This is a genomic window from Nonomuraea sp. NPDC048881, assembly GCF_040649795.1.
In the GTDB taxonomy this organism is placed as follows: domain Bacteria; phylum Actinomycetota; class Actinomycetes; order Streptosporangiales; family Streptosporangiaceae; genus Nonomuraea.
This window is the reverse complement of the sequence record NZ_JBEZGC010000005.1, coordinates 416,266-438,848: the sequence shown is the minus strand read 5'-3', so window position 1 is coordinate 438,848 and position 22,583 is coordinate 416,266. Positions and strand designations below refer to the sequence as shown.

The 22,583-nt window shown below is 68.6% G+C and carries 23 protein-coding genes; 20 read left to right on the top strand and 3 right to left on the bottom strand.

Annotated features, from left to right (window positions below; translation table 11 throughout):
- Nucleotide 1: 1 nt before the first annotated feature.
- Nucleotides 2-244 carry a hypothetical protein gene (locus AB0C33_RS20795; RefSeq protein ID WP_357966334.1) on the top strand — a complete coding sequence of 81 codons (243 nt, stop codon included), beginning with the start codon at nt 2-4 and terminating at the stop codon, nt 242-244.
- Between the two features lie 165 nt (nt 245-409).
- Here the strand turns inward: AB0C33_RS20795 and AB0C33_RS20790 are convergent, their stop codons facing one another.
- Nucleotides 410-631 carry a BldC family transcriptional regulator gene (locus AB0C33_RS20790; RefSeq protein WP_026214226.1) on the bottom strand — a complete coding sequence of 74 codons (222 nt, stop codon included), beginning with the start codon at nt 629-631 and terminating at the stop codon, nt 410-412.
- Nucleotides 632-888: 257 nt separating this feature from the next.
- Here AB0C33_RS20790 and AB0C33_RS20785 point away from each other — a divergent pair, with 257 nt between their 5' ends.
- Nucleotides 889-1,107: a DUF4229 domain-containing protein gene (locus tag AB0C33_RS20785; protein ID WP_352357263.1), complete on the top strand. Its 219-nt coding sequence runs from the start codon at nt 889-891 to the stop codon at nt 1,105-1,107.
- Here the strand turns inward: AB0C33_RS20785 and AB0C33_RS20780 are convergent.
- On the bottom strand, nt 1,104-2,309 hold the full coding sequence (locus AB0C33_RS20780) for a hypothetical protein (RefSeq protein ID WP_358290260.1): 1,206 nt from the start codon (nt 2,307-2,309) through the stop codon (nt 1,104-1,106). The genes AB0C33_RS20785 and AB0C33_RS20780 overlap by 4 nt on opposite strands.
- Nucleotides 2,310-2,459: 150 nt before the next feature.
- Here AB0C33_RS20780 and AB0C33_RS20775 point away from each other — a divergent pair, with 150 nt between their 5' ends.
- The 18 genes from AB0C33_RS20775 to AB0C33_RS20690 all read left to right on the top strand — a co-directional run bounded on the left by AB0C33_RS20775 (nt 2,460) and on the right by AB0C33_RS20690 (nt 21,545).
- The gene (locus AB0C33_RS20775) at nt 2,460-3,176 is read left to right on the top strand and encodes a demethylmenaquinone methyltransferase (RefSeq protein WP_358290257.1); all 717 of its coding nucleotides are present in this window, start codon (nt 2,460-2,462) and stop codon (nt 3,174-3,176) included.
- Between the two features lie 463 nt (nt 3,177-3,639).
- Nucleotides 3,640-3,801 (top strand): DUF397 domain-containing protein, encoded by a 162-nt coding sequence (locus AB0C33_RS20770; protein ID WP_358290254.1) that lies wholly within the window; start codon nt 3,640-3,642, stop codon nt 3,799-3,801.
- A gap of 183 nt (nt 3,802-3,984) precedes the next feature.
- Nucleotides 3,985-5,238 (top strand): geranylgeranyl reductase family protein, encoded by a 1,254-nt coding sequence (locus AB0C33_RS20765; protein ID WP_352322514.1) that lies wholly within the window; start codon nt 3,985-3,987, stop codon nt 5,236-5,238.
- Between the two features lie 64 nt (nt 5,239-5,302).
- Nucleotides 5,303-5,698, top strand: a complete 396-nt coding sequence (locus tag AB0C33_RS20760) for an NADH-quinone oxidoreductase subunit A (RefSeq protein ID WP_358290251.1) — start codon at nt 5,303-5,305, stop codon at nt 5,696-5,698.
- A 2-nt stretch (nt 5,699-5,700) separates the two neighbouring features.
- Nucleotides 5,701-6,252, top strand: coding sequence for an NADH-quinone oxidoreductase subunit B family protein (locus tag AB0C33_RS20755; protein WP_352322512.1), 552 nt, complete (start codon nt 5,701-5,703; stop codon nt 6,250-6,252).
- A gap of 98 nt (nt 6,253-6,350) precedes the next feature.
- Nucleotides 6,351-6,956, top strand: coding sequence for an NADH-quinone oxidoreductase subunit C (locus AB0C33_RS20750; protein ID WP_358290768.1), 606 nt, complete (start codon nt 6,351-6,353; stop codon nt 6,954-6,956).
- Nucleotides 6,953-8,278, top strand: a complete 1,326-nt coding sequence (locus AB0C33_RS20745) for an NADH-quinone oxidoreductase subunit D (protein ID WP_358290248.1) — start codon at nt 6,953-6,955, stop codon at nt 8,276-8,278. The genes AB0C33_RS20750 and AB0C33_RS20745 overlap by 4 nt, the downstream gene beginning before the upstream one ends.
- Nucleotides 8,275-8,931 carry an NADH-quinone oxidoreductase subunit NuoE gene (gene nuoE, locus AB0C33_RS20740; protein WP_358290245.1) on the top strand — a complete coding sequence of 219 codons (657 nt, stop codon included), beginning with the start codon at nt 8,275-8,277 and terminating at the stop codon, nt 8,929-8,931. Before AB0C33_RS20745 ends, nuoE begins: the two co-directional genes overlap by 4 nt.
- Nucleotides 8,928-10,220, top strand: a complete 1,293-nt coding sequence (gene nuoF, locus AB0C33_RS20735) for an NADH-quinone oxidoreductase subunit NuoF (RefSeq protein WP_352322509.1) — start codon at nt 8,928-8,930, stop codon at nt 10,218-10,220. The genes nuoE and nuoF overlap by 4 nt, the downstream gene beginning before the upstream one ends.
- Nucleotides 10,217-12,604 carry an NADH-quinone oxidoreductase subunit G gene (locus tag AB0C33_RS20730; protein WP_358290242.1) on the top strand — a complete coding sequence of 796 codons (2,388 nt, stop codon included), beginning with the start codon at nt 10,217-10,219 and terminating at the stop codon, nt 12,602-12,604. The genes nuoF and AB0C33_RS20730 overlap by 4 nt, the downstream gene beginning before the upstream one ends.
- Nucleotides 12,601-13,905: an NADH-quinone oxidoreductase subunit NuoH gene (nuoH, locus tag AB0C33_RS20725; protein ID WP_352322507.1), complete on the top strand. Its 1,305-nt coding sequence runs from the start codon at nt 12,601-12,603 to the stop codon at nt 13,903-13,905. Before AB0C33_RS20730 ends, nuoH begins: the two co-directional genes overlap by 4 nt.
- Nucleotides 13,892-14,407 carry an NADH-quinone oxidoreductase subunit NuoI gene (gene nuoI, locus AB0C33_RS20720; protein ID WP_352357245.1) on the top strand — a complete coding sequence of 172 codons (516 nt, stop codon included), beginning with the start codon at nt 13,892-13,894 and terminating at the stop codon, nt 14,405-14,407. The genes nuoH and nuoI overlap by 14 nt, the downstream gene beginning before the upstream one ends.
- Nucleotides 14,400-15,182 (top strand): NADH-quinone oxidoreductase subunit J, encoded by a 783-nt coding sequence (locus AB0C33_RS20715; protein ID WP_352357243.1) that lies wholly within the window; start codon nt 14,400-14,402, stop codon nt 15,180-15,182. Before nuoI ends, AB0C33_RS20715 begins: the two co-directional genes overlap by 8 nt.
- Nucleotides 15,179-15,475, top strand: a complete 297-nt coding sequence (nuoK, locus tag AB0C33_RS20710; protein WP_352322504.1) for an NADH-quinone oxidoreductase subunit NuoK — start codon at nt 15,179-15,181, stop codon at nt 15,473-15,475. The genes AB0C33_RS20715 and nuoK overlap by 4 nt, the downstream gene beginning before the upstream one ends.
- Before the next feature lie 73 nt (nt 15,476-15,548).
- Nucleotides 15,549-17,399 (top strand): NADH-quinone oxidoreductase subunit L, encoded by a 1,851-nt coding sequence (gene nuoL / locus AB0C33_RS20705; protein ID WP_358290765.1) that lies wholly within the window; start codon nt 15,549-15,551, stop codon nt 17,397-17,399.
- Nucleotides 17,399-18,958 (top strand): NADH-quinone oxidoreductase subunit M, encoded by a 1,560-nt coding sequence (locus tag AB0C33_RS20700; RefSeq protein ID WP_352322502.1) that lies wholly within the window; start codon nt 17,399-17,401, stop codon nt 18,956-18,958. The genes nuoL and AB0C33_RS20700 overlap by 1 nt, the downstream gene beginning before the upstream one ends.
- Nucleotides 18,955-20,544: an NADH-quinone oxidoreductase subunit NuoN gene (nuoN, locus tag AB0C33_RS20695; protein ID WP_358290238.1), complete on the top strand. Its 1,590-nt coding sequence runs from the start codon at nt 18,955-18,957 to the stop codon at nt 20,542-20,544. Before AB0C33_RS20700 ends, nuoN begins: the two co-directional genes overlap by 4 nt.
- An 11-nt stretch (nt 20,545-20,555) precedes the next feature.
- Nucleotides 20,556-21,545: a polyprenyl synthetase family protein gene (locus AB0C33_RS20690; protein WP_358290236.1), complete on the top strand. Its 990-nt coding sequence runs from the start codon at nt 20,556-20,558 to the stop codon at nt 21,543-21,545.
- Here AB0C33_RS20690 and rarD read toward each other — a convergent pair.
- Entirely contained in the window at nt 21,507-22,436 is a 930-nt protein-coding gene (rarD, locus tag AB0C33_RS20685; protein WP_358290233.1) for an EamA family transporter RarD, read from the bottom strand. The two genes, AB0C33_RS20690 and rarD, sit on opposite strands and share 39 nt — an antisense overlap.
- Nucleotides 22,437-22,583 lie beyond the last annotated feature (147 nt).

Here is a 22,583-nt window from a genome sequence, read left to right as displayed (position 1 = left end):
CATGTACGTCATCCGGCTCGCTGACGGGACCCTGCGCGTGCCGCAGAGCCTGACCAGCGAAGACGGGCGTCTGATCGGCAACGCGTACGTGGACGTGCAGCCCGGCGATCCCGACTACGACAAGTGGCTGCCCGAGTCGCTGACCGAGGAGGAGGCGGCCGAGCGCCGCAGTCGCTGGGAAGAGGAGAACGACGACCTCGAACGCGAGTTCCTGGCCTTCAAGGCCAGCCAGGAGGACGCCTGAGAAGGATCGGCGCCAGCCACGGTCGGCGGTTGGCGCCGCCCCGTGCCTGCCGTCGGGAAGTGTGGCCCGCAGGCACGCTCGACCACGGCCTCACGACGTGAGGCGGATTGAGGTCCCGCCAGCGGTGATCCTGGCGGATCTCAGGATCACCGACTAGACGGAACGTCAGACGCGCGGGGACTCACCTGCTGGCCTGTCGGCCGTGAGAACGTCCTCGCCTCGAAGAAGGGCGTGCACTTCCGACTCGCGGAAGCGCCGGTGCCCTCCGGGGGTGCGGATACTGCTGATGCGGCCTGCCGCAGCCCAGCGCGTAACCGTCTTTGGGTCTACCCGGAAGAGGGCGGCAACCTCTCCTGGGGTCAGCAGACGCTCGCTGCTACTCTCCACCAATCTCTCCCCCTCGCATCCCGCTTCCTGCCAGCGGGCGGACAGGTAACCAGTGTGTCGAGCGAAGCCTGATTTATCCGTGGTTTTCGACAAAGATCACGGGTTGTTATCAGCTGACTGCCCGATTGTTATATGATAGAGCCTCTTTGGGGCTCTCGTGGGTGTTTCTTTACGAAACACCCTTACTGGGAACAGTAGCAGCGCTCGCGTCCGATGCGAAGAGCGACCGCTACGCAGGGACGAGTAACCTCGAACCCGTGCATCCCGTTCTCGTTTACACCGCGTCGCGGATCGGCCTGTTTGTCGTGACCCTGGGTGTTCTGTACCTCGTCGGCCTGCAAAACCCGCTGTTCCTGCTCGCAGCCGCTTTCGTGATCAGCGGCATAGCCAGCTACGTGCTGCTGTCGAGGCAGCGTGACGCCGTCAGCGCACGCCTCAGCGGCCGGATCGACCGGCCGGAGCCGCAGGACGACTAGGGCAGGGGGAACATGCCAATCCGGGCATGGTACTCCCGTCCGAGTCGCGTTGTGTCACTACCGACTAGTAGGCCGCTCTTGTGCGCCAGAAATGCCTTCACGCCGATGCCCCGCTCCCGGCCGGGATTCCAGGCGAGCGCCTTTCCCGTACGCGGATGAATGGCGCCGATGCCCTCGCGGGGCACCGCTCCCGGGCCGGCCGAGTCGCGGCCCTGCGGGTTGTCCAGCCAGCGCTGGTGGCCGCCGACATACACGGCTGAGCCGGTGACCGCCACCGCGTAGAGCGAGTCGCCGCCGGTGGCGTTGGTCCAGGTCGGCCTGACGTCCGAGCCTGCGGCGTACGTCTCGAACCGGGCGGCCGTGTCGCACATGCGGCCCTTCGGGCCCCCGGTCGTGACCACCACGAAGGAGCGGCCGTCGGGTGCGAAGTCCAGGCCGCGCACGTAGGAGGGGAACGCCTCCGCGCAGCGCTGGGCGTAGACCTCGGTGCGCCAGTCGGCGACCCTGGCCACGGGCCCGCTGACGTCGATCAGCCCGAGCTGCGGCCGGGACCGCCCGCCCAGCGTGGTGAACGAGCCGTCGACCGCCAGCCGGCCGCCCGACAGGGCGAGGGCCTGGACCTTCACCCTGGGCGTGAGCGGCTCGCCCGGCGTGACGGCGAAGCCGGGGTCGGCCACGCCCGTCGCGGCGTCGAGCCCGGCCAGGGCGACGCGCGGCCGGACGAAGTCGCCGCCGACATAGAGCCTGGAGCCGTTCCTGACCACGGTGGTGACCATGCCCCCGTCGATCCGGGGCATGAAGCCGTCGACGAGCTGCCCGTCGGCGACGTTGATCCGGGCGAGCGCGCGGGCGCCGACGTTGTTGACGCCGGGGAAGGCGCCGCCCACGTAGACCGTGCCGTGGTCGCCGGCGGCCAGCCCGTAGACCGGCCCGGCGACGGACGGCGCGAAGCCGCGCAGGATGCGGCCGGTCGCCAGGTCGTAGGCGAACAGGTTGGCCCGGCGCAGCGTGTACGTGCGCCCGGCGTCGCTGACCTCGCTGAACGAGCCGCCGACGACGACGGTGCCACCGACCAGCGCGATGGCGTTGACGATGCCGTCGAGGACGTGGGGGGTGTTGTCGACCGGGTCGGCCGAGACCACGCGGGAGTGCGCGACGGGGGCCGAGGCGATGATCGCCGCAAGGGCGACACGGGCAAGCATTCACCAACAACTAGCAGACGTTCGGTAGCGGTGCCGCTACTTTGCGTCAATTGCCGCAAGGGCCGGGCTCGCCGGCGGCCCGGTGGTGGCTGGTCAAAGGCCGTAACGCCCGGCGAATACCGCACGGGCCGCCTGAGTACTCTTGTCCGCATGACGCGCGCTCAGTTGGACAAGCAGCCGGACGAGGTCGCCGCGATGTTCGATCGCACCGCCCGGCGCTACGACCTGGTCAACGACGTGGCCTCGCTGTGGCAGGTCAGGCTCTGGCGCAAGGCCGTGGCCGCCGCCGTCGATGCGGGGCCCGGCGAGGTCGTGCTCGACCTGGGGGCCGGCACCGGCACCTCCACCGACAGCTTCACCGGCCTCGGCGCCCGCGCGGTGGCCTCCGACTTCTCCCTCGGCATGTTGCGCACGGGCGTGCAGCGGCACGGCGGCAACGCGCTGAGCGGGCCCGGCATCCCGTTCGTGGCCGGCGACGCGATGCGGCTGCCGTTCGCCGACGACGTCTTCGACGCGGTGACGATCTCGGTGGCGCTGCGCAACGTGCACGACACCTCGCAGGCGCTGCGCGAGATGCTCCGCGTGACCAGGCCGGGCGGCCGGCTGGTGATCCTGGAGTTCTCGCACGTCACGTTCGGGCCGTTCGACCTGGTCTACCGCGAATACCTGATGAGGGCCCTGCCCAAGGTGGCCAAGGTGTTCGGCTCCAACGACGACTCCTACGACTACCTGGCCGAGTCCATCAGGGACTGGCCCGACCAGCGGGCGCTGGCCCGGACGATCAGCGACGCCGGCTGGGAGCGGGTCGCCTGGCGCAACCTGACGATGGGCATCGTCGCCGTCCACCGGGCGTTCAAGCCCGCCTGAGCCGCGGGCGGGCGGCCATGGCGGAAGTTCCTGAAATCGTTTTCCGGCTTTCCGCCCGTTCTCGGTTATGCGGGCCACTCTGCGGATGTGCCGGAGGGAATTCCCGCTGGGATGACGACAAGGCCTCTTTCCGGGACGAAACCAGGGGCGAGGATTGCCATCGCACTTTGTGGGCATATCTCTCGATTTCTCGGAAGGGGCCCCGCCGGCTGCTGACGGAGGAGCCGCGCTGCGCTGCTCGACCGCGCTCGACGAGGCCGTGCCGCGCCGGCGCTTCGGGACACCGCCATGGACCGCTTCGGGACACCGCCATGGACGAGGAGGAATCGCGCGAATTCATCGCGTCGTCGGCAGATCAATCGTAACGACATGGTTATCGCGGCGTGTCTTGCAGGTCCGGCCGATCTTCTGTTGGCTACCGTCATTGGTCCAGACCAATGAGACTCAGGAGGTAGTCCGTCCGATGAGCGGCCCCACTGTCTCGCCGGGCGGACGGCGCAGGAGCAGTCTCGGCGCGGCCGCCGGCGAGTGCGTCGAGTTCGCCCGGAGCGCGACCGGCGACGTGCTGTCGCGTGACTCGAAAGATCCCTCGGGCGGAGTGCGCAACGCCGAGTTCGAAGTCTGACGTTCCCGTGCCCGGCCCTTCGTTGACGACGGAGGGCCTTCTTGTGTCCAGGATCCGTACCCCGACTGCCACTATGTACAGGAAAAGCAGTAGACTGCGGGCCGACAAGTTTGTGAAGGGGTTCACAAAGGAACGAAGGCGCAAGACCCCGAGGCCTTCGAGCGTGTAGGACAGGACAGTCCAGTGACCGTGCCACCAGCCATACAGGCTGACGCCGACGTCATCGTCGTCGGCGCCGGTCCCGCCGGTTCCGCAACCGCCTTTTACCTCGCTCAGGCCGGTCTCGACGTGCTGCTCCTGGAGAAGACCAGGTTCCCCCGCGAGAAGGTCTGCGGCGACGGCCTGACGCCACGTGCCGTCAAGCAGTTGCTCAACATGGGCGTCGACATCGACGCGCCCGGCTGGATCAGGAACAAGGGCCTGCGCGTCGTCGGCGGCGGCCTCCGCTTCGAGCTCGACTGGCCGCAGTTGGAGCGCTTCCCCGACTTCGGCCTGGTCCGCACCCGCAAGGACTTCGACCAGATCGTCGCGGCCAACGCGGTCAAGAACGGCGTGCGCCTCATGGAGGGCGTCACCGTGACCGGGCCGGTGCTCGACGACCGCAGCGGGCACATCGTCGGCGTGCGCACCAAGGACGGCGCGACGTACCGCAGCCGGGTGGTCGTGGCGGCCGACGGCAACAGCACCCGCCTGGCGATCGGCATGGGCCTGCACAAGCGGGAGGACCGGCCCATGGGCGTGGCCGTCCGCACCTACTTCGAGAGCCCCCGCCACGACGACGACTACCTGGAGACCTGGCTGGAGCTGTGGGACGGCGACACCCTGCTGCCCGGCTACGGCTGGGTGTTCGGGGTCGGCGACGGCACCGCCAACGTCGGGCTCGGGCTGCTCAACACCAGCGCCCAGTTCGGCAACATCGACTACCGCGACCTGTTGAAGCGCTGGTGCAGGGCCATGCCGGCCGACTGGGGCTTCACCGAGGAGAACATGACGGCCCCCATCCGCGGCGCCGCTCTCCCGATGGCCTTCAACAGGCAGCCGCACTACACCCGGGGTCTTATCCTCGTGGGTGACTCCGGCGGGTCCATCAACCCGTTCAACGGCGAGGGCATCGCCTACGCCATGGAGACCGGCGAGATCGCCGCCGAGATCATCGCGAAGGCACTCAAGGACACCACTCCCGCACAGCGCGAGCGGATCCTGAGGACCTACCCCCAGGTGATGAAGGACGCCTACGGCGGCTACTTCACACTAGGGAGGTTGTTCGTCGAGGCGATTGGGAAGCCGGGTGTGATGAGCTTCGGGACCAGGCACGGCCTGCCACACCCGAGGCTGATGCGCTTCGCGCTCAAGCTCCTTGGTAATCTCACCGACCGGCGAGGCGATGCGTCCGACATGATCATCAACGCTCTCTCGAAGGTCGCCCCACCAGCATGATTCCCACGACAGACACATCAAGCTGCGCGCCCGCGCGCGCGGCGACTCCAGAGGAGGCGTAGCGATGGACCTTTACGTGCCCATCCTGGTGCTCGCCGTTCTCGCGGGGGGCTTCGCGATCTTCTCGGTCGCCATCGCTCCCTTCACCGGACCCAAGCGCTGGAACCGCGCCAAGCTTGACGCCTATGAATGCGGCATCGAGCCGACGCCCCAGCCGGTCGGTGGCGGACGGTTCCCGCTCAAATACATGATCACCGCGATGCTCTTCATCGTGTTCGACATCGAGATCATCTTCCTCTACCCGTGGGCGGTCTCCTTCGCGCCGCTGAAGAACGACGCGGGCACCGTCATCGCGTCCGGCCTCGGGCTGTTCGCGCTGGTCGAGATGCTGCTGTTCATCGTCACCGTGCTCGTCGCATACGCGTACGTGTGGCGCCGCAAGGGTCTGGACTGGGACTGAAAATGGGACTTGAAGAGAAACTCCCCAGCGGGTTCATCCTCAGCACGGTCGAAGCCGCCGCAGGATGGGCGCGGAAGAGCTCGGTGTGGCCGGCCACGTTCGGCCTCGCATGTTGCGCCATCGAGCTGATGGCCACCGGTGGCCCCCACTACGACCTGGCGCGCTTCGGCATGGAGCGCGCTTCGGCGTCTCCCCGCCAGGCCGACCTCATGATCGTCGCCGGGCGCGTGTCGCAGAAGATGGCGCCCGTCCTGCGGCAGATCTACGACCAGATGGCCGAGCCCAAGTGGGTCATCGCCATGGGCGTGTGCGCCTCCAGCGGCGGCATGTTCAACAACTACGCCATCGTGCAGGGCGTCGACCACGTCGTGCCGGTCGACATCTACCTGCCCGGCTGCCCGCCGCGGCCCGAGATGCTGATCGACGCGATCGTGAAGCTGCACGACAAGATCCAGAACATGAAGTTCGGCGCTCACCGCGCCAAGCAGATCGAGGACCTCGAACTGCGGGCGCTGCGCACGCTGCCGCTGATCGACCAGGGGGCCGGAAAGTGACCTCGCCCGACCACCTTCCCGGGAGCCCGGAGAGCGGGGAGGCCCCCGAGGCCGCCTCGGTCCCGGCCGTCCCCGAGGCGCCCGTCGCCCGGCACGGCATGTTCGGCGCGCACGACTCCGGCGACACCTCCGGCTACGGCGGTCTCGTCGTCCGCCGGGCGCCGCAGATCTCCACGCCCCGCCCGTACGGCGGCTACTTCGACGAGCTGGTCGACGCCCTCGCCCTCGACGACGCCATCGAGCGCGTCGTGGTCGACCGCGGCGAGCTGACCCTGCACGTCCGCCGCGAGCGTCTGGTGGAGGTCGCCCAGAAGCTGCGCGACGACCCGGCCCTGCGTTTCGAGCTGTCGCTCGGCGTCTCCGGGGTGCACTACCCGCACCTGAAGGGCGAGGAGCTGCACGCCGTCTACCACCTGTGCTCGATCACCCACAACAGGCGCGTGCGCCTGGAGGTCAGCGCACCGGACACCGACCCGCACATTCCATCCACCGTGGGCGTTTACCCTGGTCATGACTGGCATGAGCGGGAGACGTACGACTTCTTCGGAATCGTCTTCGACGGCCATCCGTCGCTCACCCGGATCATGATGCCGGATGACTGGGACGGTCACCCGCAGCGCAAGGACTACCCGCTCGGCGGCATCCCGGTCGAGTACCGGGGCGCCACCATCCCCTCGCCGGACCAGAGGAGGTCTTACTCATGAGCACCGCTTATGACGAGGCGACAGAGGGCAAGGTCTACTCGGTCACCGGCGGAGACTGGGACGAGGTCGTCGGCGGCGCGCGCGACACCGAGGAAGAGCGCCTGGTCGTCAACATGGGCCCGCAGCACCCGTCCACGCACGGCGTGCTCCGCCTGGTCCTGACGCTCGACGGTGAGACGGTCACCGAGGCGCGCAGCGTCATCGGCTACCTGCACACCGGCATCGAGAAGAACATGGAGTACCGGACGTGGACCCAGGGGACCACGTTCGTGACCCGCATGGACTACCTCTCGCCGATCTTCAACGAGACCGCGTACTGCATGGGCGTGGAGAAGCTGCTCGGCATCACCGACCGCGTGCCCGAGCGGGCGCAGGCCATCCGCGTGATGATGATGGAGCTCAACCGCATCGCCTCGCACCTGGTCGCGATGGGCACGTTCGGCATGGAGCTGGGCGCGACCACGCCGTTCCTGTTCGGCTACCGCGACCGTGAAATGATCATGGACCTGTTCGAGTACATCACGGGTCTGCGCATGAACCACGCCTACGTCAGGCCGGGCGGCGTCAGCGTCGACCTGCCCGCGGGCGCGGTCGACAAGGTGGGCGAGTTCCTCAAGGAGATGCCCAAGCGGATCAAGGACATCCGCAAGCTCCTCGACGAGAACCCCGTCTACGTGCGCCGCACCAAGGACGTGGGCTATCTCGACCTGACCGGCTGCATGGCGCTCGGCATCACCGGCCCGATCCTGCGCGCCGCCGGGCTGCCCTGGGACCTGCGCAAGTCGCAGCCCTACTCCGGCTACGAGACGTACGAGTTCGAGGTCGCCACCGAGCGCGGCTGCGACGTCTACTCGCGCTACCTCGTGCGCATGCGGGAGATGGAGGAGTCGCTCAAGATCATCGAGCAGGCTCTCGACCGCATCGCGGGCCCGCTCAAGGGCGACCCGGTCATGATCGAGGACAAGAAGATCGGCTGGCCCGCGCAGCTCGCGCTCGGCCCCGACGGCTTCGGCAACTCGCCCGACCACATCGCGCACATCATGGGCAGCTCGATGGAGGCCCTGATCCACCACTTCAAGCTGGTGACCGAGGGCTTCCGGGTCCCGGCCGGCCAGGCGTACGCGAGCATCGAGTCGCCCAAGGGCGAGCTCGGGGCGCACGTCGTCAGCGACGGCGGCACCCGCCCGTACCGCGTGCACTTCCGCGAGCCTTCCTTCTGCAACCTGCAGGGCTTCCCCGCCATGGCGGAGGGCGGCCAGGTCGCCGACGTGATCGCCGCGGTGGCTTCTATCGACCCCGTCATGGGAGGTGTGGACCGGTGACTTACTCACCGGAAGTCCGCGAGCGTCTCGAACAGGACGCCAAGGAGATCATCGGCCGCTACCCCAAGACGCGGTCCGCCCTGCTGCCGCTGCTCCACCTCGTGCAGTCGGCCGACGGCTACGTCTCCGACGACGGCAAGGAGTTCTGCGCCGAGATGCTGGGCCTGAGCAAGGCCGAGGTCACCGGCGTGGCCACCTTCTACACGATGTACAAGCGCAAGCCGGCCGGCGACTACCACGTCGGCGTCTGCATCAACGCGCTGTGCGCCGTGATGGGCGGCGACGAGATCTGGGCCGAGCTGTCCGAGCACGTCGGCGTCGGCCACGAGGAGACCACCGGCGACGGCAAGATCTCGCTGGAGCGCCTGGAGTGCAACGCGGCCTGCGACTTCGCCCCGGTCATGATGGTCAACTGGGAGTTCTTCGACAACCAGACCCCCGACTCGGCCAAGCAGCTCGTCGACGACCTGCGTGACGGCAAGGACGTGCGGCCGACCCGCGGACCGAAGAAGCTCTGCACCTTCAAGGAGGCCTCGCGCGTGCTCGCGGGCCTGCCCGACGACCTGGCGGGCGACGGCCCGTCGGCCGCCGGCCCCTCGCTGGAAGGCCTGAAGGTGGCCAAGGCCAACGGATGGAAGGCCCCCGAGGCATGAGCACCACACTGACCCCGGTCCTGACCGCCAACTGGGACCAGGCCGACTCCTTCACCCTCGACGGCTACGGCGGTGACTACAAGGCGGCCAAGAAGGCGCTGGGCATGGACCCCGACGCCGTCATCCAGGCGGTCAAGGACTCCGGCCTGCGCGGCCGCGGCGGCGCGGGCTTCCCCACCGGCATGAAGTGGGGATTCATCCCGCAGGGCGACGGCAAGCCCCACTACCTCGTCGTCAACGCCGACGAGTCGGAGCCGGGCACCTGCAAGGACATCCCGCTGATGATGGCCAACCCGCACTCGCTGGTCGAGGGCGTCATCATCACCGCGTTCGCGATCAGGGCCAACTACGCCTTCATCTACGTGCGCGGCGAGGTGCTGCACGTCATCCGCCGGCTGCACGCGGCCGTGCGCGAGGCGTACGAGAAGGGCTTCCTGGGCGAGGACATCTTCGGCTCCGGGTACAACCTGGAACTCGTCGTGCACAGCGGCGCCGGCGCGTACATCTGCGGCGAGGAGACGGCGCTGCTCGACTCGCTGGAGGGCTTCAGAGGTCAACCGCGACTCAAGCCCCCGTTCCCGGCCGTGGCGGGCCTGTACGCCTCGCCGACTGTCGTGAACAACGTCGAGTCGATCGCCAGTGTTCCCTCGATCATCAGCAACGGCGCCGACTGGTTCGCCTCGATGGGCACCGAGAAGTCCAAGGGCTTCGGCATCTTCTCCCTCAGCGGCCACGTCACCAGGCCCGGCCAGTACGAGGCCCCGCTCGGCATCACGCTGCGCGAGCTGCTCGACATGGCCGGCGGCATCCGCGAGGGGCACCAGATCAAGTTCTGGACCCCGGGTGGCTCGTCCACGCCGATCTTCACCGACGAGCACCTCGACGTGCCGCTCGACTTCGAGGCCGTCGGCGCCAAGGGCTCGATGCTCGGCACCCGCGCGCTGCAGATCTTCGACGAGACCACCTGCGTGGTCCGCACGGTGCTGCGCTGGACCGAGTTCTACGCCCACGAGTCCTGCGGCAAGTGCACGCCGTGCCGCGAGGGTACGTACTGGCTCAAGCAGGTGCTCAAGCGCCTGGAGAAGGGCCAGGGCACCGAGGAGGACCTGTCCACGATCACCGACATCGCGGACAACATCCTCGGCCGTTCGTTCTGCGCCCTCGGCGACGGCGCGACCAGCCCGATCCACTCCTCGGTGAAGTACTTCCGCGAGGAGTACCTCAAGCACTTCGAGATCGGCGGCTGCCCGTTCGACCCGAAGAAGTCCACTCTCTGGGGTGAGCAGTGACCGTCGTAGAAACAGAAACCACCCTGGTGACCCTCACCATCGACGGGTTCCAGGTCAGTGTCCCCAAGGGCACCCTGATCATCAGGGCCGCCGAGCTGCTGGGCATCCAGATCCCCCGGTTCTGCGACCACCCGCTGCTCGACCCGGCGGCCAACTGCCGCCAGTGCCTCGTCGACATCCCCGACGCGGGCAACGGCCGCGGCTTCCCCAAGCCGCAGCCGTCCTGCGCGATCGAGGTCGCCGAGGGCATGGTCGTGCAGACCCAGCTCACCTCACCGGTCGCCGAGAAGGCGCAGCGCGGGGCCATGGAGCTGCTGCTGATGAACCACCCGCTCGACTGCCCGGTCTGCGACAAGGGCGGCGAGTGCCCCCTGCAGAACCAGGCCATGTCGAACGGCCAGGGCGAGTCGCGGTTCCAGGAGCAGAAGCGCACGTTCCCCAAGCCGCTGCCGCTGTCCACGCAGGTGCTGCTCGACCGTGAGCGCTGCGTCCAGTGCGCCCGCTGCATCCGCTTCTCCGACCAGATCGCCGGCGACCCGCTCATCGAGTTCTTCGAGCGCGGCGCCAAGGAGCAGGTCCGGGTCGCCGACGGCAAGCCGTTCAACTCCTACTTCTCCGGCAACACGGTGCAGATCTGCCCGGTCGGCGCGCTCACCGGCGCGGCCTACCGGTTCCGGGCGCGCCCGTTCGACCTGGTCTCCACGCCGAGCGCGTGCGAGCACTGCGCGTCGGGCTGCTCCCTGCGCACCGACCACCGGCGCGGCCGGGTGACCCGCCGCCTGGCGGGCAACGACCCGCAGGTGAACGAGGAGTGGAACTGCGACAAGGGCCGCTGGGCCTTCTCCTACGCCACCCAGCCCGACCGGCTCAAGACGCCTCTGGTGCGCAACGAGGAAGGCGTGCTCGTGCCCGCCTCGTGGCCGGAGGCGCTGGCGGTCGCCGCCGAAGGTCTGGCCGCCGCCCGCGGCAGGGCCGGCGTGCTGGTCGGCGGCCGGGTCACGGTCGAGGACGCCTACGCCTACAGCAAGTTCGCCCGGGTCGCGCTGGGCAGCAACGACATCGACTTCCGCGCCCGTCCGCACTCCGCCGAGGAGGCGCAGTTCCTTGCGCACGCGGTCGCCGGCAAGGGCATCGAGATCAGCTACACCGACCTTGAGAAGGCTCCGGCCGTGCTGCTCGTCGGGTTCGAGCCCGAGGAGGAGTCGCCGATCGTCTTCCTGCGCCTGCGCAAGGCGTGGCAGAAGAAGGGTCTGAAGGTCACCGCGATCGCGCCGTTCGCCTCCGCCGGGCTGGCCAAGATGGGCGGCACGCTCATCGCCACCGCCCCGGGCGCCGAGGCCGACGCGATCGGCGACCTGGTCGGCACGCTGGCCGAGGGCACGATCGTGCTGGCCGGCGAGCGGCTGGCCACCGTGCCGGGCGCGCTGTCGGCCCTGGTCCGCCTCGGCGCCGGCTCCGGCGTCCGGCTGGCCTGGGTGCCGCGCAGGGCCGGTGAGCGCGGCGCGCTCGAAGCCGGCGCGCTGCCCAACCTGCTGCCGATCGGCCGTCCCGTGGACGACGAGGCCGCCAGGACCGAGGTCGCCAGGGTCTGGAACGTGGGCTCGCTGCCCGCCGTGCCCGGCCGCGACACCGGCGGCATCATCGCCGCCGCCCGCGCCGGCGAGATCGACGCGCTGGTCGTGGCCGGCGTCGACCCGCACGACCTGGCCGACCCGGCCGCCGCGCTGGAGGCGCTGGAGAACACGCCGTTCATCGTCAGCCTGGAGATCCGCGCCAGCGCCGTCACCGACCGCGCCGACGTGGTGCTGCCGGTCGCGGCGGTGCAGGAGAAGAGCGGCACGTTCGTCAACTGGGAGGGCAGGGGCCGCTCGTTCGAGGCGCCGCTGCGCGTGCCCGGCCTCCAGAGCGACCTGGCCGTCATCGGCAACCTCGCCGACCGCATGGACGTGCACCTCGGCCTGCCGGACGCCAAGGCCGTCCGGCGCGAGCTGGCCAGCCTCGGCGCCTGGCGCGGGGTCCGCGTCGCCGCGCCGAGCACCGCCACCCGCGCCCAGGCCGCCCCGGCGGCCGGCGAGGCGCTGCTGGCGACCTGGCACCTGCTGCTCGACGAGGGCAGGCTCCAGGACGGCGAGCCGTACCTGGCCGGCACCGCCCGCGCCACCGAGGCGCTGGTGTCGGCGGCCACGGCGGCCGAGATCGGCGTCATCGACGGCGACAAGCTCGTCGTCGGCGGCCCCGGCCCCAACGCGGTCACGCTGCCGGTCCGCGTCGCCGACCTGCCCGACCGGGTGGTCTGGGTGCCGGCGAACTCCGGCGGCTGCTCGGTCACGCGCGACCTGCGCGCGCTGGCCGGCGACATCGTCACGATCGGGAGCGCATCATGACCCACGTTCTCGCGGCCGATCCCACCCTCGCCGACTTCGGCAAGGACCCGCTGTGGATCACCATCATCAAGGCCGTGATGCTGTTCGCCTTCCTGATGCTGGGCATCCTGTTCGGCGTCTGGTACGAGCGCAAGCTGATCTCGCGGATGCAGCACCGCTACGGCCCCAACCGGGCCGGCAAGTTCGGTCTGCTCCAGTCGGTGGCCGACGGCATCAAGATGGGTCTGAAGGAGGACATCTTCCCGCGGACCGTGGACAAGGTGCTCTACCTGCTGGCCCCCGTGATCATGGTCGTGCCGGCGTTCCTGGCCTTCTCGATCGTGCCGTTCGCGCCGATGGTCAACCTGTTCGGCGTCCAGACGCCGCTGCAGCTCGTCGACCTGCCGGTGGCGGTGCTGTTCATGCTGGCCATGGGCGCCATCTCGGTCTACGGCGTGGTGCTGGCCGGCTGGTCGTCGCGCTCGCCGTACGCGCTGCTGGGCGGTCTGCGGTCGGCGGCGCAGGTGGTCTCGTACGAGATCGCGATGGGCCTGTCGTTCGTGGCGATCTTCCTGTTCGCCGGAACGCTGTCCACCTCCGAGATCGTCAAGGCGCAGGGCGAGCAGGGCTGGTTTGTCTTCCTGCTGATCCCGTCGTTCGTGATCTACGTGATCTGCATGTTCGGCGAGGCCGCCCGAATCCCGTTCGACCTCCCCGAGGGCGAGGGCGAGCTGGTCGGCGGCTTCCAGACCGAGTACTCCTCGTCCCTGAAGTTCGCCCTCATCATGATGGGCGAGTACCTGCACACCTTCACCGCCTCGGGCATCGCGGTCACCCTGTTCCTGGGCGGCTGGCGGGCCCCTTGGCCGATCTCCCTGTGGGACGGCGCCAACACGGGCTGGTGGCCGGTGCTGTGGTTCTTCATCAAGTTCGTGCTGACCTTCAGCTTCATCGTGTGGGTGCGTGCCTCGCTGCCGCGCGTGCGCTACGACCAGCTCATGTCCCTGGGCTGGAAGGTGCTGATCCCGGTGAACCTGGCCTGGATCCTGCTCGTCGCCGCGGCTCGCAACGTGGTCGTCAACGAGGGCAACAAGACGGTCGGCATCGTGATCGGCGCGGTCATCGTGGTCGGCGCGCTGGCCATCTGGATGCGGTTCGACACCGTCAACCAGCGGCGCAAGGAGGCGCGCAAGGCCGAGGTGGAGGCCGAGTTCGAGCAACTGTCCGACGAGCCGACGGCCGGCGGCTTCCCTGTGCCGCCGCTCGATCTGCCGCACTACCACGGGGTGCAGCACAAGGAGATTCCCAGTGGGACTAACTGATTGGCTGAACCCCGTCAAGGGCTTCGGGGTCACCTTCCACACGATGTTCAAGAAGCCCGTCACGACCAACTACCCGGAGGTCAAGAAGCCGACGGCTCCTCGCTTCCACGGTCGTCACCAGCTCAACCGCTGGCCGGACGGGCTGGAGAAGTGCGTCGGGTGCGAGCTGTGCGCGTGGGCGTGTCCGGCGGACGCGATCTACGTCGAGGGCGCGGACAACACCGACGAGGAGCGCTTCTCGCCGGGTGAGCGTTACGGGCGCACGTACCAGATCAACTATCTGCGGTGCATCCTGTGCGGCCTGTGCATCGAGGCCTGCCCGACCCGCGCGCTCACCATGACCAACGAGTACGAGCTCGCCGACAGCAGCCGCGAGAGCCTCATCTACACCAAGGAGATGCTCCTCGCGGACCTGACGCCGGGCATGGAGCAGCCGCCCCACCCGATGCGTCTCGGCGAGACCGAAGAGGACTACTACCGGCTGGGACGAACCAATGGGTGAGACCATCACATTCTGGGTTCTCGCCGTCGTATCCGTCGGCGCGGCGCTCGGCATGGTCTTCAACAGGAAGGCCGTCTACTCAGCGCTGATGCTCGGCACCGTGATGCTCTGCCTCGCGGTGCTCTACGCCGTCCAGGACGCGCCCTTCCTCGCCGCGGTGCAGATCATCGTCTACACCGGCGCCATCATGATGCTGTTCCTGTTCGTGCTCATGCTGGTGGGCGTGGACTCCTCCGACTCCTTCGTGGAGACGCTGAGGGGCCAGCGCTTCTGGGGCGCCCTCGCGGCCCTCGGCTTCGCCGTCCTGATCATCCTGGCGGTGGGCAACGCGATCTTCTCCGGTGAGGCGGGCCTGGCGCAGGCCACGGCGCAGGGCGGCTACGTCCGCTCGATCGCGCTGCTGCTGTTCACCAAGTACGTCTTCGCGTTCGAGGTCACCTCGGCCCTGCTGATCACCGCCGCCCTGGGCGCGATGGTCCTGGCGCACCGGGAGAAGTTCACCGAGAAGGCCACGCAGAAGGACCTCTCGCGCGCCCGGTTCCTCGGCGAGCGTCCCTCGCCGCTGCCCGGCCCCGGCACCTACGCCAGGAACAACGCCATCGACATGCCGGCGCTGCTGCCCGACGGCTCGGTCGCCGAGTCGTCGGTCAACCGCTACATCGCCCGCTACGACGTCGAGCACGGCCACCTCCCCGAGGACCCGAAGCTCGCCGAGGCCATCAAGCACACGGCCGAGGATGACGCCGAGGAGACGACCAACGAGGTGACCAAGTGACGACCCACTACCTGATCCTGTCGGGTGTGCTGTTCGCGATCGGCGCGCTCGGCGTGCTGATCAGGCGCAACGCGATCGTGGTGTTCATGTGCGTCGAGCTCATGCTCAACGCCTGCAACCTCGCGTTCGTCACCTTCGCCAGGCAGAACGGCAACCTGGAGGGCCAGATCATCGCGTTCTTCGTGATGGTGGTGGCCGCGGCCGAGGTCGTCGTCGGCCTGGCCATCATCGTGACGATCTTCCGAACCCGCAGGTCCGCGTCCGTCGACGACGCCAACCTGCTGAAGTACTAAGAGGTGACTGGTGGAATCTCCTGCTGAGATCGTCCAGCACACCGCCGGTGGCGCGATCGGGGTCTCCTGGTTGATGATCGCTCTCCCTTTGTTGGGGGCGTTCATCCTCCTGGTGTTCAACCGGTTCACCAACCGGTGGGGCCACCTGCTGGGCGTGGCCATGTCCCTCGCCTCGTTCGTCGTGGCTGTGCTGGCGTTCTTCGAAATCCTCGGACTCGGGGACGATCAGCGTCGCCAGGCCGTGCATCTGTACGAGTTCATCCCCGGCATGGTCGACATGGGGCTGCTCATCGACCCGCTGTCGATCAGCTTCGCCCTTCTGATCACCGGTGTCGGATCGCTGATCCACATCTACTCGATCGGCTACATGTCGCACGACGAGCACCGGCGCAGGTTCTTCGCGTACCTGAACCTGTTCGTCGCCGCGATGCTCCTGCTGGTGCTGTCCGACAACTACGTCGGGTTGTTCATCGGCTGGGAGGGCGTGGGTCTCGCGTCCTACCTGCTGATCGGGTTCTGGCAGTTCAAGCCCTCGGCGGCGGTCGCGGCGAAGAAGGCGTTCGTCGTCAACCGCGTCGGTGACTTCGGCCTGCTGGTCGGCATGTTCATCATCTGGACCACGTTCGGCACGCTGAGCTTCGGCAAGCTGACGCACGCGGTCGTCTCAGGTCAGGGCGACGGCACGCTCACGGCGATCGGACTGCTGCTGCTCCTCGGCGCGTGCGGCAAGTCGGCGCAGCTCCCGCTGCAGTCCTGGCTCCTCGACGCCATGGAGGGCCCGACCCCGGTCTCGGCCCTGATCCACGCGGCGACCATGGTCACCGCCGGCGTCTACCTGGTCGTGCGATCCGGCGCGTTCTTCGAGGCGTCCGACGTCGCCTCGCTGGTCGTGACGATCGTCGGTGTGGCCACGCTGCTCGCCGGTGCGATCATCGGTTGCGCGAAGGACGACATCAAGAAGGGCCTGGCCGGCTCGACGATGTCGCAGATCGGCTACATGATGCTCGGCGCGGGCCTCGGCCCGGCGGGCTACGCCTTCGCCATCGCGCACCTCATCGCCCACGGCTTCTTCAAGGCCGACATGTTCCTCGGCGCCGGATCGGTCATGCACGGCATGAACGACGAGGTGAACATGAGGAAGTACGGCGGCCTGCGCAAGTTCATGCCGATCACGTTCGTCACGTTCATGGTGGGCTACCTCGCCATCATCGGCTTCCCGTTCCTGTCCGGCTTCTACACCAAGGACGGGATCATCGAGACGGCCATGGAGCACGGCGCCTGGATGGGCTGGCTGGCCGTCCTGGGCGCGGGCATCACCGGCTTCTACATGTCGCGCATGATCTTCATGACGTTCTTCGGCGAGAAGCGCTGGGACAAGGAAGCACACCCGCACGAGTCGCCCGCGGTGATGACCCTGCCGCTGATCCTGCTGTCGGTCGGCTCGGTCGTCCTCGGCTACTTCCTCATCAACGACAACCGCCTGATGAAGTTCCTCTCGCCGGCCGTCGGCCTGCCCGAGGAGCTGCCGTCGTTCCACGTGTTCAGCACCACGACGGTGGGTCTGGCCACGCTCGTGCTCGTGGCCGTCGGCGCGGCCTACGCGTGGATGCGCTACGGCCGCGCGCAGGTGCCGGTGGTGCAGCCGCGCGGCTCCTTCCTCACCACGTTCGCCCGCCGTGACCTGTACGGCGACGCCCTCAACGAGTCCCTGTTCATGCGTCCCGGCCAGTGGCTGACCCGCATCGCGGTGTTCTTCGACAACCGCGGCGTCGACGGGCTGGTCAACGGTCTGGCGGCAGGCATCGGCGGGAGCTCGGGTCGCCTGCGCAGGCTCCAGACGGGCTTCGCGCGAACGTACGCGCTGTCCATCCTGATCGGTGCCGCCCTGCTGACCGGCGCCCTGCTCCTCGTTGGGAACATCTGATGTCACCCTGGCTCCCGATACTCATGGCGGTGCCCGTTGTGGGCGCCATCGTGGTGGCCCTGCTTCCCAAGGGCGGCGACAAGCTGGCCAAGCAGGTCACGCTGGCGGTCTCGCTGCTGACGATGGTGCTGACGGGCGTCATGGCCGCCGGGTTCAAGCCCGGTGGCGAGCGCTTCCAGTTCAAGGCGGAGTACGACTGGATCCCGAGCTTCGGCGTGAAGTTCGGGGTCGGCGTCGACGGCGTCGCCCTGGTGCTGATCGCCCTGTCGGTCGTGCTGGTGCCGATCGTCGTCCTGGCCTCCTGGCACGACGCCGACGGCGTCAGGACCGCGGACGGCACGCTGATCACGCCCAAGCGGTCGGTCAAGACGTACTTCTCGCTGCTGCTCGTCCTTGAGACGATGATGATCGGCGTCTTCGCGGCGACCGACGTCTTCCTCTTCTACGTGTTCTTCGAAGCCATGCTGATCCCGATGTACTTCATGATCGGGTCGTACGGCGGCGCCCAGCGGTCGTACGCGGCCGTCAAGTTCCTGCTGTACTCGCTCTTCGGCGGCCTGCTCATGCTGGTCGCGGTCATCGGCCTGTACGTGCTGGCGAACAAGGGCACGTTCATGTTCGAGCCGCTCGTCGGGGCCATCAAGGACCCGACGACGCAGAAGTGGCTGTTCGGCGGCTTCTTCATCGCCTTCGCCATCAAGGCGCCGCTCTGGCCGGTGCACACCTGGCTGCCCGACGCGGCCGCCCAGGCCCCGGCCGGCGCCGCCGTGCTGCTCGTGGGCGTGCTCGACAAGGTCGGCACGTTCGGCATGCTCCGCTTCTGCCTGGAGCTGTTCCCCGACGCGGCCAAGGCGTTCACGATGCCGATCGTCGTCCTGGCGGTCATCAGCATCATCTACGGCGCGATCGTGGCCATCGGCCAGACCGACATGAAGCGGCTCATCGCCTACACGTCGATCTCGCACTTCGGCTTCATCGTGCTCGGCGTCTTCGCCATGTCGTCGGTCGCCCAGTCCGGCGCGGCCCTCTACATGGTCAACCACGGCTTCGCCACGGGCGCGCTGTTCCTCGCCGCCGGGTTCCTCATCGCCCGGCGCGGCTCGCCGTTCATCGCCGACTACGGCGGCGTCCAGAAGGTCGCCCCGGTGCTCGCCGGCTTCTTCCTGGTCGCCGGTCTGGCCGGTCTCTCGCTGCCCGGACTGTCGTCCTTCGTCAGCGAGTTCATGGTGATGATCGGCACGTACTCCAGCGAGGCGCACGGCTCCGGCGCGCTGACGGTGGCCGCGATCATCTCCGCGGTGGCCGTGATCCTGGCCGCCGTCTACATCCTGTGGATGGTCCAGCGCACCCTGAACGGCCCGACCGCCGAGCCGGTCAAGGCGTTCAAGGACCTCAACGCCCGGGAGATCTGGGTGCTGGCGCCGCTGGTCGCGCTGATCATCGGGTTCGGCTTCTTCCCCAAGCCGCTGCTCGACGTGATCAACCCGTCCGTGCAGCAGACGCTGACCAACGTGCACGTACCCACTGCCACCATCGCTGAGAAGGGGACAGGTCAGTGAACGACGTCATCCCAGCGCCGACGATCGAGTACGGCACGCTGGCGCCGTTGCTGATCATCTTCGGCGCTGCCTGCATCGGCGTGCTCGTCGAGGCGTTCGCGCCCCGCTACCTGCGCAAGTCCATCCACGTCCCGCTCACGCTGCTCAGCCTGATCGGCGCGTTCGCGCTGGTCATCCTGCAGGTCATGCGCGGCGTGCCCACCCAGGCCGCCGCCATGGGCGCGGTCGCGGTGGACGGTCCCGCGCTGTTCATCTGGGGCGTGATCATCGTCCTGTCGTTCGTGTCGGTGCTGCTGATCAACGACGAGGGCCACTTCGTGGCCTCGGCGGCGGCCGTGCCGGGCAGCGCGGACGAGGAGGAGGCCGAGGCGGCCGACAACGGCGCCGGGCAGACCGAGGTCTATCCGCTGGTGCTGTTCGCGGTCGGCGGCATGCTGCTCTTCCCGGCCTCGCACGACCTGCTGACGATGTTCGTGGCCCTTGAGGTCATGTCGCTGCCGCTGTACCTGCTGTGCGGCCTGGCCCGCCGGCGCCGCCTGCTGTCGCAGGAGGCTTCGATGAAGTACTTCCTGCTCGGCGCGTTCTCCTCGGCGTTCTTCCTGTACGGCACCGCCATGATCTACGGCTACGCGGGCACCGTCTCGCTGCCCGGGATCAACGCCGCCCTGGCCAAGGGCGCGCTGCTCGACCCGCTGCTCATGGCCGGGCTCGCGCTGCTCGGCGTCGGCCTGCTGTTCAAGATCGGCGCCGCGCCCTTCCAGGCGTGGAAGCCCGACGTCTACCAGGGCGCCCCGACCCCCATCACCGCTCTCATGGCCTCCGGCACGCTCGTCGCGGCCGTCGGCGCCCTGCTGCGGGTGTTCTGGGTCGGTCTGGGCAACCTGGACTGGAACTGGCGGCCGGTCATCTGGGCCGTCGCGGCCCTCACGATGATCGTCGGCTCGATCCTGGCGATCACGCAGACCGACATCAAGCGCATGCTGGCCTACTCCTCCATCGCGCATGCGGGCTTCCTGCTCGTCGGCGTGATGGCGACGTTCGGCTCGGCCGGGCAGAACGCCCAGTCGCTCAAGTCGATCCTGTTCTATCTGGCGGTCTACGGCATCACCACGGTCGGCGCGTTCGCGGTGGTCACGCTGGTGCGCGACCCCGGCGGCGAGGCGGGACACCTGTCGCGCTGGGCCGGGCTCGGCAAGCGGTCGCCGGTGCTCGCCGGGGTGTTCGCCTTCTTCCTGCTCGCCTTCGCCGGAATCCCGCTGACCAGCGGCTTCTTCGGCAAGTACGCCGTGTTCGCGGCCGCGCTGAACAGCGGCACGCAGCCCGGCGACTCGATGGGCGGCTGGATGGCCGGCCTGGTCGTGGTGGGCGTGGTGGCCTCGGCCATCGCCGCGTTCTTCTACGTCCGGGTCATCGTGCTGATGTTCTTCAGCGAGCCCGCGGCCGACGGCCCGGCGATCTCGGTGCCCAGTATGGGGACCGTGGCCGTCATCGCCGTTTCCCTGCTGGTTACCGTAGGAGTGGGGCTCTACCCGGAGACCCTCCTCGGTGTCGCCAACGACGCCGCTTCGGCACTGTTCATTAGATAAGGGGATCTCGTATGTCTGCGCCGCCCGTGGTTGACCTTCCCATCGAGGACGAACGGTTGGCGCAGGACGTGGCCACCGGACTGGCCGCGGTCGAGAAGCTCCTGCGCTCGTCGGTGGAGAGCGAGGACGCCTTCGTCACGGAGGCGTCCAAGCACCTCATCGAGGCGGGCGGCAAGCGGTTCCGCACACTGATGGTGCTGCTCGCGGCCCAGTTCGGCGACCCGTCCGCGCCGGGTGTCGTGCCCGGCGCGGTGGTCATCGAACTGACCCACCTGGGCTCGCTGTACCACGACGACGTCATGGACGAGGCCCCGGTGCGCCGGGGCTCGCCCTCGGCCAACGCCCGGTGGGACAACACCGTGGCGATCCTCACCGGCGACTACCTGTTCGCCCAGGCCTCGGACCTCCTGGCCGACCTCGGCCCCGAGCTCATCCGCATCCAGGCCCAGACGTTCTCCCGCCTCGTCCAGGGGCAGATCCGCGAGACGATCGGCCCGCGCGACGGCGAGGACCCCGTCGGCCACTACCTGAGCGTCCTGGCCGACAAGACGGGCTCCCTCATCGCCGCCTCCGGCCGGTTCGGCGCGCTGCTGTCCGGCGCCCCCGCCGACGTCGAGGAGCGGCTGAGCCGCGCCTGCGAGGCCGTCGGGGTGGCCTGGCAGCTCGGCGACGATCTGCTCGACGTGGCCTCCTCGGGCGCCCAGTCGGGCAAGACCCCCGGCACCGACCTGCGCGAGGGCGTCCATACCCTGCCGGTCCTCTACGCGCTCACCAGCGGCGAGCAGTCGCGGCTGACCGAGCTGCTGTCCGGCCCGGTGCCGGAGGAGCACGTGGAGGAGGCGCTCACCCTGCTGCGGGCCCACCCGGCCATGGAGCGGGCCCGCGCCGAGCTGACCGCGTGGGTCGACCGGGCCCGCGTCGACCTCTCCGCCCTGCCCGACATCCCGGCCAGGGCGGCGTTCCTAGCTCTCTGCGACTACGTGGTCGAGCGTTCGGGCTGACCGCCTGACCCGGGCGGCCGTCCGTGCCGCCCGGAGGCTGTCGTAGGTGAAGATGGCCAGGGCCAGCCACACGATCGAGAACCCGATCCACCGGCTGGGCGGCATGACCTCGCCGGCGATCGTCACCCCCACGATGAACTGCAGGATCGGCGCGATGTACTGCAGCACCCCGACGGTGCTCAGCGGCACCCGGATCGCCGCCGCGCCGAAGAAGATCAGCGGCACGGCCGTGATGATCCCGGCCCCCACCAGCAGCAGCGCGTGCCCGAGGCCCTGCTGCCCGAACGTGGCCTGCCCCGCGAACTCCAGATAGATCAGGTACCCGAGCGCCGGCAGCAGCAGCACCAGCGTCTCGACGGCCAGGCTCTCGGTGGCGGCCACGTTCGCCTGCTTCTTGACCAGCCCGTACACGCCGAAGCTGACGGCGAGCGTGAGCGCGATCCAGGGGAGCCTGCCGTAGTCCAGGGTCAGCACGACCACTGCCAGCGCCGCGAAGCCGACCGCCGTCCACTGCAGCGGACGCAGCCGCTCTCGCAGCACCAGCACCCCGAACAGCACGCTGACCAGCGGGTTGATGAAGTACCCGAGGGCGCTCTCGACCACGTGGCCGGTGTTGACCGCGTAGATGTAGGTGCCCCAGTTGACGGTGATGACGATGGCGGCGATCGTCAGCAGGACGAGCTTGCGCGGCTGCCGGGCCAGCTCCCTGAACCAGCTCCAGTGCCGGCGCACGGCCAGCACGACGGCGACGGCGACCAGGGACCAGACCATCCGATGAGCCAGGATCTCCACGGCTCCGGACGGTTTGAGCAGCGGCCAGTACAGGGGGAACAGCCCCCACATGGTGTAGGCGGCGATCCCGAACAGTACACCGCGCCGAAGGTCAGGCATGTAACCCATTTTCGGGCCTTACCAGCTTAAATACAAATGTGTGTCACTATACGGGAATGTTTAGGCATCCTTAACTGTTCGGGCGTTGTGTAGGCGCAATCCCGCCACCCACGTCACGCCGCCGCCCGCGGCGCTGCGTAGGGTGGA